Source organism: Bradyrhizobium sp., from assembly GCF_004799445.1.
In the GTDB taxonomy this organism is placed as follows: domain Bacteria; phylum Pseudomonadota; class Alphaproteobacteria; order Rhizobiales; family Xanthobacteraceae; genus Bradyrhizobium.
On sequence record NZ_SSNA01000052.1, the window covers coordinates 1 to 14116 of the forward strand.

The window sequence follows — 14116 nt, forward strand, 5'->3', positions numbered from 1 at the left end:
CTAAAGCGTTTTCAAGCGAAGTGGAGACCGGTTCGCGTCAAGAAAACGCGTCAAATCAAGAATCTAGAGCCCCGTTTCGATTCAATCGAAACGGAAAAGGCTCTAGGCCCTGGCGAGACCGTCCATCACCAGGCGATTCAAGCGGCTGGCGAAAGCCGCCGGATCCTCCGGCAGTTCGCCGTCCAGGATCTGCGCCTGTTCCAGCAGGAGAAAAGACAGGTCGGCGGCGGCGGCGCCGGCCTGCGCGATGGCTGCAACCAGCGGATGGCGGAGGTTGATTTCAAGAATCGGCTTGGTGCCGACGCCGCGATTCTGCCGGGCCAACAGCCGCTCAAGCTCGCGATCGGGACCGTGACTGCCGGCGACCAGGCACGACGCGCTGGCGGTAAGCCGTTGCGATGCGCGCACGTCGGAGACCCGATCGCCGAGGGTGTCCTTGATCACGGCGATGATCGCCGCTTCATCGGCATCGGACTTGACCTCTTCTTTCTTGTCGTCGAGCAGCGGGATCAGGCCAAAGTCGATATCGCCCTGGCTCAGCGACTTCAGCGGCTTGCCTTCAAAATCAAGCGGAGCTGACGTCCAGAACGCGTCAACGGGATCGGTCAGGAGCAGAACCTCGATGCCGCGGGCGGTCGCCGATTCCAGCTTGGGATTGGACTTGAGCCGCTCGATGCTGTCGCCGACCAGGAAATAGATTTCGGTCTGGTTGGGCTTCAGCTCCGCGATATATTGCTTCACCGTTCGCTTGTCGCCCGACGTCGTGGTGAACCTCGACAGCGCCAGCAATTTCTCGCGCCGCTCATAATCCTCGTAAATGCCTTCCTTGATTACCGGACCGAAGGCATCCCAGATTTTGGCGAAATTTTCCGGCTGCTTCTCGCCGAGGGTTTCCAGCTCGGCGATCACGCGGCCGGTTACGGCTTTTCGGATCTGCGCCAGTTGCGGATTGTTCTGCAGCATCTCGCGCGAGATGTTGAGCGGCAGGTCCTCGCTGTCGATCACGCCGCGGATGAAGCGGAGATAGGCCGGCAGCAGGTCGGCATCGTCGGTGATGAACACCCGGCGCACATAAAGCTTCACTCTGCCCTTGCGTGACGGCTCGAACAGGTCGAACGGCTTGGTCGAAGGCGCGAACAGCAGCACCGCATAGGAGTAGCGCCCCTCGGCGCGATAATGCAGGGTCATGGCAGGCTCGTCGAAGGCGCCCGCGATCGACTTGTAGGCCTGCGTGTAGTCCTCCGGCGTAAGCTCGGATTTTGGCCGCTGCCAGAGTGCGCTCGCCGAATTGATCTGGCGCGGCTCGCCCTCTTCCGGAACCAGCTCGATCGGGAACTGGATATTGTCGGAATACGCCCTGACGATGCGCTCGATCTCGTAGGCCTCGAGGTACTTGGCCGCGTCCGCCTTCAGATGCAGGACGATCTCGGTTCCCCGCACCGGGAGTTGCGCGCCATCATTGCCGGCAGGCGCGATCTCGAAACCGGACCCGCCCGACGACGACCAGGTCCAGATCTCGTCGCCGCCCGCCCGGCGGCTGGTGACGACAATGCGGTCGGCGACCATGAAGGCCGAATAAAAGCCGACGCCAAATTGTCCAATCAGCCCGGTGCCGTCCTTGGCGTCCTTGATCCGCGACAGGAAGGACCTGGTGCCGGAACGGGCAATGGTGCCGAGATTGTCGATCAGTTCCTGCCGGTCCATGCCGATGCCGCTGTCGGAAATCGTCAGCGTGTTGTTTTTCTTGTCCGGGAGGATCCGGATCTTCGGCGGCTCGCCATCCTCGATCAGCGCCGGATTGGCGATCGCCTCGTAGCGCAGCTTGTCGCAGGCATCGGAGGCGTTCGAGATCAGCTCGCGCAGGAAAATGTCGGTCTCCGAGTAGACCGAATGCACCATGAGGTGCAGAAGCTCGGAAACCTCGGCTTGAAATGGCTGTGCCTCGATGGCGCTATCAGTGGTCGTCATTTTGTTTGCTCACGGGGACGCTGAGGGTCGATATAGCGGGTCTGGTCTGAGATCAAGCTCACCCCCGCCCAGGAAGTCGTTTCTGGACGAAAAACAACTTAGAAAAGCAATGCCGATTTTCAAGGCCGCGGTATTACGCGGCGTCGTGAGCCGCGATGGGCTCGTTCCAGGCATCGTAACCGTAGACCCAATCCGGGTCCGTCCGGGTCTTGAGCCAGGTATTGGTGCGCGAGCTCAGTTGAATACGCGACGTCCGGGGCTTGCGGGTGGCCTCGAAGCGGCGGAAGGCGGCTTCGACGCCATCACGATCAACGCCATCCAGGCAGCGCGAAAGCACGGCGGCGTCCTCGATCGCCATCGCCGCCCCCTGCGCCATATAGGGTGTCATCGGATGGCAGGCGTCGCCCAACAAGGTGATGTTGCCTTTGCCCCAATGCTGTTGTGGATTCCGGTCGATCAGCGCCCATTTGTGAACCGACGGGCAGGCGGCCAGCACGTTGCGGGCTTGCGGATGGAAGCCGTCGAAGGCCCGACGCAGTTCATTGACGTCTCCCATCGCCGACCAGGACTCGACGGTAAACTCTGGCTCGGGCTGGCTGGTGACGAAATAAACTTCGCTGCGATCCGGCTTGACGTAGTAGATCACGATGTGACGGTCCGGCCCCCACCATTTGGTGCAATCATCGATTTGATAACCGTTCAGCAGCGCCGCCGGAAACACCGTGCGGTAGGCGATCCGGCCGGTGAAATTGGGCTCGTCCTTGCCGAACAACTGCTCCTTGACGAACGAATGAACTCCGTCGGCTGCCACCACGGCGTCCGCTTCGATCGAGTTTGCGTTGGCGAATGTCAGCTTCACGCCGCGGTCATGAAGTTGCTCGATGCCGACGAGGCGGTGGTCGAGGTGAATCAACTCGTCCGGCACCGCACTGGCGAGTGCGGAATGAAGGTCGCCGCGGTGACCGAGCAGATAGGGTGCGCCATAGCGCTGCTCCGCCGATTCGCCAAAGATCATGTCGAAGCGCACTTCGCCGGTGTCGTATTCCCTGTTGTTCCAGGAGCGCGGATAAAACGAACTGGCGCGCATCATGGGCTCGAGGCCCAGACCGCGCATCACCTTCATCGCGTTACAGCCGATCTGAATGCCGGCGCCCAGTCGGGTGAATTTTGTGGCCTGCTCGTAAACGTTGACGCCTATGCCGGCACGGCGCAGCGCGGCCGCTGTCGCCAGTCCGCCCATTCCGCCCCCAACGACTGCGACGGAAAGTTTCGTCATCATGCTACCTCGTTGAGATATGGCCTCAGAAAATCGCTCCGCGACGTTACTTCGATGACGATTTCGTTAGCGACGTTAACTAAACCTCTTAAGAAAACATGAATGAATCCCTGCAAATCTGGGAAAGTCCAGGAGGGAGATATGAGTGCCATAGGTCCCACATACCCGGCCCACATGGTCGTTGGCCAGGCGGAAGTCAAACTCGTCGCGGACCAAACATCCAACGCAAACCCCGCAACGATCAAGTCAGATCAGCAAAGCGTCGAAGCCGCCGAGGAAGTCGAAGCGGAAGAGGCCAAAGCCTCTCACGTGGATTTCGTAACCTAACGGGATTCCCGTGGCGATGACTGTCTGAACAATGCCAGCGAAGCCGGCTCCGGCGCTCCTTCGCTCTCACAGCCACAGGATTCGCTTGCGGTACGCGATATCGCTCAACAACGGTGCCGCGGGCCCGGTGTGAAATACCGCGCCGCGTTCCAATGCGAACACACGGTCGGCCAGCGCCAGCACCAGGTCGAGATTGTGCTCGACGATCACGATCGAGGTGTGCCGGCGCAGTTGGTCGAACACGCCAAATAGTTCAAGGATCACGGCCGGCGCCAAACCCTCGAAGGGCTCGTCCAGCAGCAACAGCTTCACATTGCCCGACATGGCGCGCGCCACCGCCACCATCTGCTGCTCGCCGCCGGACAGATAATCCGCCGCCACGTCCATGCGTTCCTTGAGGCGCGGAAAGTATTCGAGAATCTGCTGCTCGTTCCATACCGCGCCGTGGCTGCCATCGCTCTTGCGCGCCAGGCGGCCGAGCGCGAGATTTTCCCGCACCGTCATGCCCGCGAACAGACCGCGCCCCTGCGGCACGTAGCCGATGCCCAGGCGCGCGATGTCCGGGGCGGGCAGTCCGGCGATGTTGCCACCCTCATATTCGATCTTGCCGGAGGCCAGCGGCACCAGACCCGCCAGTGTCTTCAACAGCGTGGACTTGCCGGCGCCGTTGCGCCCCAACAGCGCGACGATCTCGCCCTCGCGCACATCGAGTGTTGCGTCGTTGAGAATATGGCTCTTGCCGTAAAACGTATTGACGCCTTCAAGGCGCAGAATTTGCGCGGTCGGCCGGCTCGCCTCGACGGTCCGGTCGTGCACGACTGCGGGGACGCCGGAGCCGGTATAGATCTCCTGCACGCGCCGGTCGGCCCGCACGGCGTCGGGTGTACCCGTCATCAGCACCTTGCCCTGGTTCATCACGGTCACGGCCTGCGAGAAACCAAGCACGCGGTCGATGTCGTGTTCGACGATCAGCACCGGAATGTTGGCGGCGACGCTCTTGACAAGATTCGACACGCGTTCCCGCTCGGCTGCGGCAAGGCCGGCGAGCGGCTCGTCGAGCAACAGCACCTGAGGCTTGGAGCCGAGCGCGATGCCCAAATCGACCAGACGCTGCCCGCCATAGGACAGCTCGCCAGCCTCGGTTCCTTCGATGCCCTCAAGGCCCAGAAATCTCATGAGCTCCGCGGTCTCGGCATGGACTTCGGGATAGCTGTCGATGTCACGCCAGATGTTGAAGCGCATGGAGCTTTGCGCCTGCAGCGACAGGCGCAGATTTTCGTAGATCGAAAGGCCGCGGAACAGGTTGGTGACCTGAAATGAGCGGGCAAGTCCCCGGTGGCAGATGAGGTCGGAGGGCACGCCCTGAATGTCGCGGCCATTGAGGCGAATGGTCCCGGCGTCGGTCGGGAACAGGCCGGATATCAGGTTGAACAGCGTCGTCTTTCCGGCGCCGTTCGGACCGATCAGGGCATGGATCTCGCCGGCGCCGATCTGGAGGTTGGCGTCGGATACGGCGCGGATGCCGCCAAAACTCTTGGAGATGCCCGTGACCTCCAGCACGGTCCCCTTGAGGCCTTCGGGCAGCAGGAAGCCGGGCAACGGCAGACCCTCGTAAATCCTGCGCTTGCTCATGGCGGCGGGCTCTTCCCTCGCGGGCCACCAGCGTCGAACGAGCGTGCCCCAGATCCCGACCATGCCTCCGGGCGAATACATCACGAAGGCGACAAAGATCAGCCCGAACCAAAGCAGCCAGTTGGGGGTCCAGATCGAAAACAGTTCGCGGAACAGGATGAAGAACAGCGCGCCCAGCGCCGGCCCCAGCATGCTGCGCATGCCGCCGATCACGACCATCGCCAGCAACTCGCCGGAAAAGGACACCGAGACCGCTTCTGCGGAAACCAGGTAATTCTGGAACGCAATCAGCGCGCCGGCCAGCCCCGTCACCACTGCCGAGATCACGTAGACCGCCAGCTTGTAGCGTTCGACCGGATAGCCCTGGAACGACGCGCGCAACTGGTTCTCGCGGATCGCCACCAGCACCTGGCCGAACGGCGAACGCGCCAGCCGCAACAGCATATAGAGTACCGCTAATCCGATCAGCGCGACGGTCACATAGTAAGCCAGCGCATGGTCCAGATTGAGCGCGCCGATGCTTCCGCGCTTCAGCCCGCCCAGGCCATCCTCGCCGCCGGTCACCTCGCTCCAGCGAAACGCGGTGGTGTAGGTGAGCGCGGCAAGCGCCAGCGTCAGCAGCGAGAAGTAGACGCCGCGACGACGCAGGATGACGATGCCGGCGATCGCCGACAGCGCGGCGACCACGGCCATCGACGACAGTAGTGGCAGCCATATCTCGTCGCCAAACCAGTGCAATTGGATCAGTGCGGCGGCATAGGCGCCGATGCCGAACCAGGTACCGTGGCCGAACGACACCAATCCGGTATAGCCGACACATAGATTGAGCCCCATGGCTGCGACCGCGAGCGCCACCACCATGGTGCCGGTATTCAGCGAGAGGCCAAGCATCTTCAGGGCAAACGGCAGCGCGATCAGTGCGAGGCCCGAAAGCAACAATGGCCGGTATTTCGAGGTCCACGGTGCTGCGATCATTCGAATTTCTCGATACGCTCGCCGAGCAAACCGCGCGGACGCACCAGCAACACCAGGAACATCAGGACGTAGATCGATGCTTCGCCGGCAGCGGGGACAAAATGAATGGTGATGCCGCGGACAACGCCCACCATCAGCGCAGCGATCACGACGCCCCAGAAGCTGCCCAGGCCCCCAATCACCACGACGACAAAGGCAACGGTTATGATCTCCGCCCCCATGGCCGGATGCACGATCGTGATCGGAGCAAAGAAGGCGCCGCCCATGGCGGCCATGCCGACGCCGAGCATGACGATAACGGTCATATAGGGCTGCAGCCGGATGCCGAGAGCGGCGACCATGTCCGGCCGCTGGATGCCGGCGCGCACGACGCGCCCGAACGATGTCTTGTGCAGCAGCAGCCAGATCCCGAGCAGCGCCGCTGCCACCACGGCAAGGATGAGCAGGCGGTAACGCGAGAACAGGAAATCGCCAAGGATCACCGAGCCACGAAACACCGGCGGGATCGACGCCGACAAGGGGGCTGCGCCCCACACGATGCGGATCGCCTGCTCGGTCACCATGGCGAGCCCGAATGTCACCAGCAGGCTCAGAATCGGATCGGCGTTGTAGAAACGGCGCAGGATGAAGCGTTCGAACAGAATGCCGAGCAGGGCGACCGCCAGCGGCGAGATCACCACCGCCGGCCCGAAGCCCAGATATCTGGTAATTTCGACCGAAAGGTAGGCGCCGAGCGCATAAAACGCGCCATGCGCGAGGTTCACCACACCGCCGACGCTGAAGATCAGCGACAGGCCGAGCGCGATCAATAAATAGTAGCCCCCGAGCACGAGGCCATTGACCACCTGTTCCAGCAAGAACCCGAACTGCATTCTCGATCCCGCAAGGCAACGGTGTTTCGGCTACGGCTGCGACCGGTAAGGGCCGACACCAGGCAGGTGCGCCGAACCGCCGCCGATCCCCAAGTGAACGACGTGTTGATTACATCGAGCAGGGATTCTGCTCTTTGGTGAGCGCGATGGATTCGAGCGGTTCGTTCGGCCCCGGAATCGCCGCCCCGAGTTCGAGCGTGTCCCACTGGTCCTTGGCTTTGCCTCTGGCCTTGACCGTGAAGGGATAGGCTTCCTGCATCAGTTGGTGATCCCACGACCGGAAATACCCCTTGCGACCCTTGAGAATGTCGAACTGGGTTTCCTTCTCGAAATAGCCGATCAACTTGTCCGTCTCGGTCGATTTGGTCTCGTTCATGGCCTGCGCCATCATTTTCAGCGAGACGTATTCGATCCAGGCATGGTTTTCCGGCGGCTTGCCGTGCTTCTTGATGAAGTTGGCGACAAAGGTCTTTGAGGCTGGAACATCGGAGGTGTGATACCAGACGGTCGGCCAGGTGCCGCTCAGATTGCCATCGCCGGCCGCCCAGGCATCGGCGGTGTTGAGGTTGAAGCCGACGATCGGGTAGGGCAGGCCGAATTCCGCATATTGCTTGATCAGGTTGGTGACCTGGTTGCCCGCGAGGTTCGAGCAGACGATGTCCGGCTTGGCCTGGCGGATTTTCAAGAGATACGGACTGAAATCGGTGACGTCGGTGGCGACCAACTCGTCGCCGATCAGCTTGCCGCCATTGGCATCGAAGAATGAATTGGCTGCGCGCGCGAGATCATGGCCGAAGATGTAGTCGGCGGTCAGCGTATAGAACCTCTTGTCCTTCATCATGTTGTCGCGCACCAAAGCCTTGCCGACCGCGTTGACCATCACCGTGCTCGGGATGTCGACATGGAAGGTGTATCGGTTGCAGTTCTTGCCCCGCAGCGCATCGGAGCGCGCGCCGATTTGCATGAACAGCCGCTTGTTTCGGTCCGCGACCTGCATGATGGTCAATGCGGAGGCGGAGCTGATCTGGCCCATCAAGACAGCGACGCCGTCCTGGTCGAGCATGCGCTGCGCCTTGGTCGCGGCAGTGGCGGGATTGACGGAGTCTTCCGACGTGATGTCGAGTTGGCGTCCCATGACGCCGCCGGCCTGGTTGATCTCGTCTTCCGCCATCCGGATGCCGAGCTGGGCATAGGCGCCGAGCGCGCCCAGAAAGCCGGTCAGCGGCGTCAGATGGCCAATCCTTATTTTTTCCGTCTGGCCGCTGACGATCGACGGAAATTCGAATGTTGAGACGCCGGCAAGGGCGGCGCTCGCCCTCAACAGTGCGCGTCGGCTACAGCGGGTCATCGTTGCTCTCCTCCCAGAGGCACGTCGCGATGTCCCCCTTCGATTCCGGCGTATGCGAGAATGTGAGAGACGCTTTTCTATTATTGGATGATATTTTCGGAGGTGGCAGCCGGTGTCAACGCCAAATGCGCTGCCGGGCTCAGGCCGTCAGGATTTTGCGACCTTTTTGGCGCCAAATTCGGCGGACAGGCGATTGGCAGCAGCCCGCACGATCCTGGCATGGGCTTGCAGCGCCTGGTTGGACAGCCGCCAGATCGGTCCGGAAATGCCCAGCGCCCCGATGATCTGGCCGGTGAAATCCAACACCGGCACGGCGATGCAGCGTACTTCCGGATTGAATTCGCCATCGTCAAAGGCGATGCCGGTACGCTTGATCTCGGCGATTTCGCGCAACAGAACGGAAGCATCGGTGATTGATTTCTTCGTCGACGGCTTCATCTCGACGCGTTCCAGAAACCGCTTGAGCTGATCGGGGCGAAGCGACGCCAGAATAATCTTGCCCAGCGCGGTAGAGTGCGCCGGCCGAACGACGCCAACACGATCGGTCAGCTGAAAGGCACCGGGACCGCTGGTGCGGGCAATCACGACGACGGCGTCGCCCATGCGAACCGCGAAATGGCCGCTTTCGCCGGTTTCCCGCGACAGATCCTCGAGCACCGGCGTTGCCACATTGACCATTTCGATTTCATCGAGCGCGCTTGCGGCAAGCGCAAACAGCGGCCGCCCGATGCGGTAACGCTTGGAATCCTTTTCCTGGCGCAGATAGCCCAGCGACACCATCGTCTTGGCAAGATGGAATGTGGTGGAGTTGTGCAAGCCGACCAGTTTGCTCAGTTCGGCGAGCCCGATACCCTCGCGGTGACGCGCGACCTCCTCGAGGATCGCGAAGGCGCGGCCAAGCGACTGGACGCCCACCCGCTGCCGGTCGTCGGCGTCGTCGTCGATATCGTGCTGGACGGGTTGCACCAGTTTGGCGATCGCGGCCTTCCGCAGACCCGCCGGCTTGTCGCTTGCCTTTTGTTTTTCGCGCGGTCTCACGGGGATGGGTCTCCAGGGGGCGGGACCGAACTGTATCAGGCCGCGCGCAATTGAACAGCAGGGCCGCATGGTCTGTCTTGAGAGCATACCACAATATAAATTGACGTACAGTATTATGGGAAATAGGGTTCCGCGCGCCCGGGCAGTTTCGGCGGCGAAGTGAGTGGGGGCCGATCTCCTGAAGAAGTCGAAATGATAAGGGAGAGATCCGATGTCGCCGCGCAACTCGCTCAATGGTGCCCAGGTTATTGTCGACTATCTGATCCAGGAAAAGGTGCCGCAGGTGTTCGGCCTGTGCGGTCACGGCAATATCCAGTTTATCGATGCGCTGTACGAGCGCGCCGACGAACTCAAGACCATCTCGGTGCATCACGAGAGCGTCGCCGGCTTCATGGCGGACGTCTATTACCGCGTCTCGGGGCGGCCGACCGCGACTTTCACCTCCTGTGGGCCGGGTTCGGCCAACCTGCCGATTTCGCTGGGCAATGCGTTTCTGGACTCGGTGCCATTCCTGGCGGTGACTGGAAATGTGCCGACCAGCCAGTTCAATCGCGGCGCGTTTCAGGAATTGTATCGGCATTACCAGGCCGACTTTCCCTCCACGGTTCGCGCTTATTGCAAGAAGGTGTTCCAGCCGACCCGTGGCGAGATGGTGCCGCTCGCAATCCGGCAGGCCTGGAAGACCATGACGACCGGCCGTCCCGGCCCGGTCGTGCTCGACGTTCCCTTCGATGTGTTCATGGAGTCGGCCGCCGAGGAAGCGCCGAACGCGAAGGCCTGGAACGGCAATATCTCGAGCCGCTGCGGCGCCGATCCGGAAGGCGTCGTCAAGGCCGTCGATATGCTGCTGTCCGCCGAGCGGCCGGTGATGATCGTGGGCCAGGGCGTACGCTATGGCGGTGCCGCGGAAGAGTTGCTGAGACTTGCGGAGCGGCTGCAGATTCCGGTGGCGGCGTCGGCCTCGGGCCTTGGCGCGATCGATTGCAATCATCCGCTGGCGCTCGGTCTTGTCGCGCGTGCCGGCCATTATCAGGCCAATCACGCGACGCGTCAGGCCGACGTGCTGCTGGCGATGGGCATGCGCTTTGACGATCGCACCTCAAGTTCATGGATCCCCGGCTATTCCTTCACCATTCCGCCGACCCGGCTTATTCACGTCGACATCGATCCGGAAGAAATCGGCCGCAACTATCCGGTGGCGCTCGGCCTGATGGCGGATGTCCGCACCTTCCTGCGGCAGATTCACGCCGAACTCGATCGCCGCGCCGACCTGACCAAGCGCGCCGATGGTCGCAAGAAATGGCTGGCAGAGATTGATACCTATCGCAAGGAATGGGACAAGTTCGTCGCTCCCGGATTTTCCGACGACACTACGCCGATCAATCCGCAGCGCGCGGCAGCCGAAATCGACAAGGCGTTGCCCGAGGATGCCATTCTGGTCAGCGACATCGGTGTACACCACAATTGGCTGTTGGGTTTCTGCAAGCCGAAACGCCCGGACTCGCTGATCGGCTCGATGGGTTTTGGCCCGATGGGCTTTGGCGTTGCCGGCGTGATGGGAGCGAAGTTCGCCGCACCCGACCGGCCCTGCGTGTCGGTATGCGGCGACGGCGCGTTCTTCATGCATGCCAACGTGCTGGGGACGGCGGTCGAATATAATCTGCCGGTGGTCTGGGTGGTCTGGAACAACTACGCCTATGCCTCGATCCGCGGCCTGCAGCGCGGCTATCTCGGCGGCCGCGAACTCGCCACCGATTTCCACGATCCGCAAACCGGCGCGCGTTATAATCCGGATTTCGCGGCGATGGCGCGCTCCTGCGGCGTCGAAGGCGTGCGCGTCGATCGCGCCGGCGATCTCGGCGAAGCCATCCGCAAGGGCATCGCCGCCAACAAGCCCTATTTGATTGACGTCGATATCGCCGCCGACATCAATCCCGTCGGCGCCGGCGTTTGGGAACTTCCGGGTCTTGGGCGAAGCAAGCCGGGGATCGGCACGCAGTTCGAGCCGACCTGATCGCCGTTGCTATCGGGACGGCGTCGGTGTCATCGTCACATAAACGGCCGAAACAAAATTTGAGGAAACGTCATGATGCTTACGGGCAAGAAAGTCGTCGTGGTCGGAGGCTCATCCGGTATCGGTCTTTCGACCGCTGAACTGGCGACCCGCGAGGGCGCCGACGTCGTCATTGCGTCGCGCAACGCCGACCGCCTGAATGCGGCCGCCGGCACTCTGGGCGCCAGGGCGATCGTGGCCGACGTCACCAGCGACGAAAGCGTCGAAAGTCTGTTTCGCGCCTGCGGCCCGGTCGACCATGTCGTGGTCACCGCCGCCCAGCTCCGTTCCGGTCCGTTCAAGACCGTGGCGATGGAAGACGTGCGCGCCACCATGGAAGGCAAGTTCTGGGGCGCTTGGCGCGTCGCACGATCAGCTGAGATCCGGCCCGGCGGATCGCTCACGCTGGTCTCGGGTTACCTGAGCATTCGTCCGCGGCCCAACGCCGCGATCGTCGGCGCCGCCAACGGCGCGATCGAGTCGCTGGCAAGGAGTCTCGCGCTCGAACTTGCGCCGGTCCGCGTCAACGCCGTGTCGCCGGGGATCATCGACACGCCGATCCGCGCGGCGATGCCGGAAGCCGCGCGTCGCGACATGCTCGCCAAGACCGCCGCCAGCCTGCCGGTCGGCAGGGTCGGCGTCGGCGAAGACGTGGCACGGCAGATTCTCGCCTTCATGACGATCGGCTTTGCGACCGGATCGATCGTCTATATCGATGGCGGCGCGCTGATCAGCTGAACCTTCAGGTTGGGGCCGTGATTTTTCGCCGATGACGCAGAACCCTCAACGACTGGTGGTTGTCGGACACGGGGCGGCCGGGCTTGCGGCAGCGCTCTCGGCGGCGGAGCAGGCGCAAAGCCTGGGCTTGCCGATTGACGTTACGGTCGTGGAAAAATCGCGCGAGGATGAAGCCGGCGGCAATACACGCTGGTCGCCGTCGAACATGCGGCTCGATGCCCCCGATCGGATCGACGCGAATTTCGCCGATGACATGCTGCGGGCGTGCGGCGGGCACGGCGATCCCGACTATTTCAGCACGCTCGCGGACAACGCCACCGCGACGATCGGATGGCTGCAGGACCACGGCGTCGAATTCGTCACGCCGCTCTATTATCTCAGCGCCGGTCCGGCCCGCATTCAGCCGGTCGGCGGCGGCGGCGCCATTGTCGCAAGGCTGCTCGAGGCCGCGAAGCGGGCGGGGGTGAAGTTTATCTACGACTCTCCAGTCAGCCGCCTGGTGATGGTGGAAGGTGACCAAGTGAGCGGCGTGGAGGCAAGGTCCCGTGACGCTGTCACCATGCTCGACGCCGATGCCGTGATTCTTGCCTGCGGCGGATTCCAGGGTAATCCCGCCATGATGCGCGCGCATTTCGGGCCGGGTGCGGAGATCATCAAGCTGATTTCGCCGGGAACGCGCTTTGACACCGGGGACGGAATCCGCGTCGCCACTGAGCGGGGCGCGAGCGTCTCCGGTGACTGGAACGGCATGCACATCGAACCGGTCGATCCGCGAGCTGCGAATTCGGCAGCCGTCGTGCTGGTGTATCCTTACGGTATCGTGGTCGATGCGGACGGCCGCCGCTTCTTCGACGAGGGCGGCGGTCTGATGCATGAGACCTGGGAGGCGCTTGCCCGCGATATCCATTTTGCCAGACCGAGGAATATCGCCTACGCGATCCTCGACTCCCGGCTGTTCGAAATCGACGGTTTCGAGCGCGCGATCCGGTCGGAAGTGCCGCCGTATCGAGCCCCATCGATTGAAGCGCTCGCGGCACAGATCAGAATTCCCGCAGCCAATCTTCGGCAGACAGTCGACGCCTTTAATGCGGCGGCGACGGGTGATCCCGCGCGCTTCGATGCCTCGCGCTGCGACGGGCTGGCGGCGGCCGACACGTTGAAGCCGCCGAAATCGAACTGGGCGCGCGCCATTATGAAGCCGCCCTTTTTGGCCTATCCGCTGGTCGGCGCGATCGCCTACACCTTCGGCGGCCTTGCGACCAACGCAAGGGCGGAAGTCTTGTGCGAGCAGGGGCCGATGCCCGGGCTCTACGCCGCCGGTGAAACCACCGGGCATTTCTACCGCACCGCGCCGAATGCGGTGGCGGTGCTGCGCGCGCTGGTGTTCGGGAAGATTGCGGGGCGAGAAGCGGTGGAATTCCTGCACAGGCGGTAACATTGTTCCCCAGGATACGATCTCGGAGAGGAAACAACGACCATGGCTTTCGAAAAGAGCGGTGCCTTCATCCGCAATATCGCCGAAGTTCCCTGGCGCGAATTTCCCAACCATTTTGGCGGCGCGCTGTCGAAGCCGTTGGTGATGCCGGACACCGCAGGCTCGCGTCACCTCGATTACCGGATTTCAATGTATCAGCCGATGGCGCACGTCGCCCGGCACAAGCATCAGGTTCAGGAGCAGATCTATCACGTCCTGGAAGGCGAGGCGCTGATGGAGATCGCCGGCGAAAACCATGTAGTGCGTAAGCACGATTTCATCTTCCTGCCGCCCGGGGTGGAACACGCCATCTCGAATTCAGGGCTGGTCGATCTGGTGTTCCTGGTGGTGACCTCGCCGGTCACCGACGACGAAAAGCCTGTTTGATCTGTGCTGGCCGTGGGGCCGGCCCCGC

11 protein-coding genes are annotated in these 14116 nt (G+C 62.4%); 5 read left to right on the plus strand and 6 right to left on the minus strand.

Translation table 11 applies throughout. The features are described from left to right. Window positions 1-102: 102 nt before the first annotated feature. Window positions 103-1968: a molecular chaperone HtpG gene (gene htpG, locus E8A46_RS05420; protein ID WP_291558433.1), complete on the minus strand. Its 1866-nt coding sequence runs from the start codon at window positions 1966-1968 to the stop codon at window positions 103-105. A 133-nt stretch (window positions 1969-2101) separates the two neighbouring features. Next, window positions 2102-3244 carry an FAD-dependent monooxygenase gene (locus E8A46_RS05425; protein ID WP_291558435.1) on the minus strand — a complete coding sequence of 381 codons (1143 nt, stop codon included), beginning with the start codon at window positions 3242-3244 and terminating at the stop codon, window positions 2102-2104. A 174-nt stretch (window positions 3245-3418) separates the two neighbouring features. Here E8A46_RS05425 and E8A46_RS05430 point away from each other — a divergent pair, with 174 nt between their 5' ends. Next, the gene (locus E8A46_RS05430; RefSeq protein ID WP_291558437.1) at window positions 3419-3571 is read left to right on the plus strand and encodes a hypothetical protein; all 153 of its coding nucleotides are present in this window, start codon (window positions 3419-3421) and stop codon (window positions 3569-3571) included. A 66-nt stretch (window positions 3572-3637) separates the two neighbouring features. Here E8A46_RS05430 and E8A46_RS05435 read toward each other — a convergent pair whose 3' ends face one another. The 4 genes from E8A46_RS05435 to E8A46_RS05450 form a co-directional block, all read right to left on the minus strand. Beyond that, window positions 3638-6178 carry a branched-chain amino acid ABC transporter ATP-binding protein/permease gene (locus E8A46_RS05435; RefSeq protein WP_291558439.1) on the minus strand — a complete coding sequence of 847 codons (2541 nt, stop codon included), beginning with the start codon at window positions 6176-6178 and terminating at the stop codon, window positions 3638-3640. Then, the gene (locus E8A46_RS05440; RefSeq protein ID WP_291558441.1) at window positions 6175-7050 is read right to left on the minus strand and encodes a branched-chain amino acid ABC transporter permease; all 876 of its coding nucleotides are present in this window, start codon (window positions 7048-7050) and stop codon (window positions 6175-6177) included. Before E8A46_RS05440 ends, E8A46_RS05435 begins: the two co-directional genes overlap by 4 nt. A gap of 109 nt (window positions 7051-7159) precedes the next feature. Then, window positions 7160-8398, minus strand: coding sequence for an ABC transporter substrate-binding protein (locus tag E8A46_RS05445; protein WP_291558443.1), 1239 nt, complete (start codon window positions 8396-8398; stop codon window positions 7160-7162). A gap of 147 nt (window positions 8399-8545) precedes the next feature. Beyond that, window positions 8546-9436: an IclR family transcriptional regulator gene (locus E8A46_RS05450; protein ID WP_291558445.1), complete on the minus strand. Its 891-nt coding sequence runs from the start codon at window positions 9434-9436 to the stop codon at window positions 8546-8548. Between the two features lie 211 nt (window positions 9437-9647). Between E8A46_RS05450 and E8A46_RS05455 the strand changes: the two genes are divergently transcribed. The 4 genes from E8A46_RS05455 to E8A46_RS05470 all read left to right on the plus strand — a co-directional run bounded on the left by E8A46_RS05455 (window position 9648) and on the right by E8A46_RS05470 (window position 14088). After that, entirely contained in the window at window positions 9648-11450 is a 1803-nt protein-coding gene (locus E8A46_RS05455) for a thiamine pyrophosphate-binding protein (RefSeq protein ID WP_291558447.1), read from the plus strand. 72 nt (window positions 11451-11522) lie between these two features. Continuing rightward, complete coding sequence (locus E8A46_RS05460; protein WP_291558449.1) at window positions 11523-12227, plus strand: SDR family oxidoreductase; 705 nt, start codon at window positions 11523-11525, stop codon at window positions 12225-12227. A 31-nt stretch (window positions 12228-12258) separates the two neighbouring features. Next, window positions 12259-13662 (plus strand): FAD-binding protein, encoded by a 1404-nt coding sequence (locus E8A46_RS05465; protein WP_291558451.1) that lies wholly within the window; start codon window positions 12259-12261, stop codon window positions 13660-13662. A gap of 42 nt (window positions 13663-13704) precedes the next feature. Next, on the plus strand, window positions 13705-14088 hold the full coding sequence (locus E8A46_RS05470) for a cupin domain-containing protein (protein ID WP_291558453.1): 384 nt from the start codon (window positions 13705-13707) through the stop codon (window positions 14086-14088). Window positions 14089-14116 lie beyond the last annotated feature (28 nt).

Coding starts and splice junctions, on each gene's coding strand:
- htpG (WP_291558433.1), bottom strand. CDS start 1,968: ATGACGACCACTGATAGCGCCATCGAGGCACAGCCATTTCAAGCCGAG.
- E8A46_RS05425 (WP_291558435.1), bottom strand. CDS start 3,244: ATGACGAAACTTTCCGTCGCAGTCGTTGGGGGCGGAATGGGCGGACTG.
- E8A46_RS05430 (WP_291558437.1), top strand. CDS start 3,419: ATGGTCGTTGGCCAGGCGGAAGTCAAACTCGTCGCGGACCAAACATCC.
- E8A46_RS05435 (WP_291558439.1), bottom strand. CDS start 6,178: ATGATCGCAGCACCGTGGACCTCGAAATACCGGCCATTGTTGCTTTCG.
- E8A46_RS05440 (WP_291558441.1), bottom strand. CDS start 7,050: ATGCAGTTCGGGTTCTTGCTGGAACAGGTGGTCAATGGCCTCGTGCTC.
- E8A46_RS05445 (WP_291558443.1), bottom strand. CDS start 8,398: ATGACCCGCTGTAGCCGACGCGCACTGTTGAGGGCGAGCGCCGCCCTT.
- E8A46_RS05455 (WP_291558447.1), top strand. CDS start 9,648: ATGTCGCCGCGCAACTCGCTCAATGGTGCCCAGGTTATTGTCGACTAT.
- E8A46_RS05460 (WP_291558449.1), top strand. CDS start 11,523: ATGATGCTTACGGGCAAGAAAGTCGTCGTGGTCGGAGGCTCATCCGGT.
- E8A46_RS05465 (WP_291558451.1), top strand. CDS start 12,259: ATGACGCAGAACCCTCAACGACTGGTGGTTGTCGGACACGGGGCGGCC.
- E8A46_RS05470 (WP_291558453.1), top strand. CDS start 13,705: ATGGCTTTCGAAAAGAGCGGTGCCTTCATCCGCAATATCGCCGAAGTT.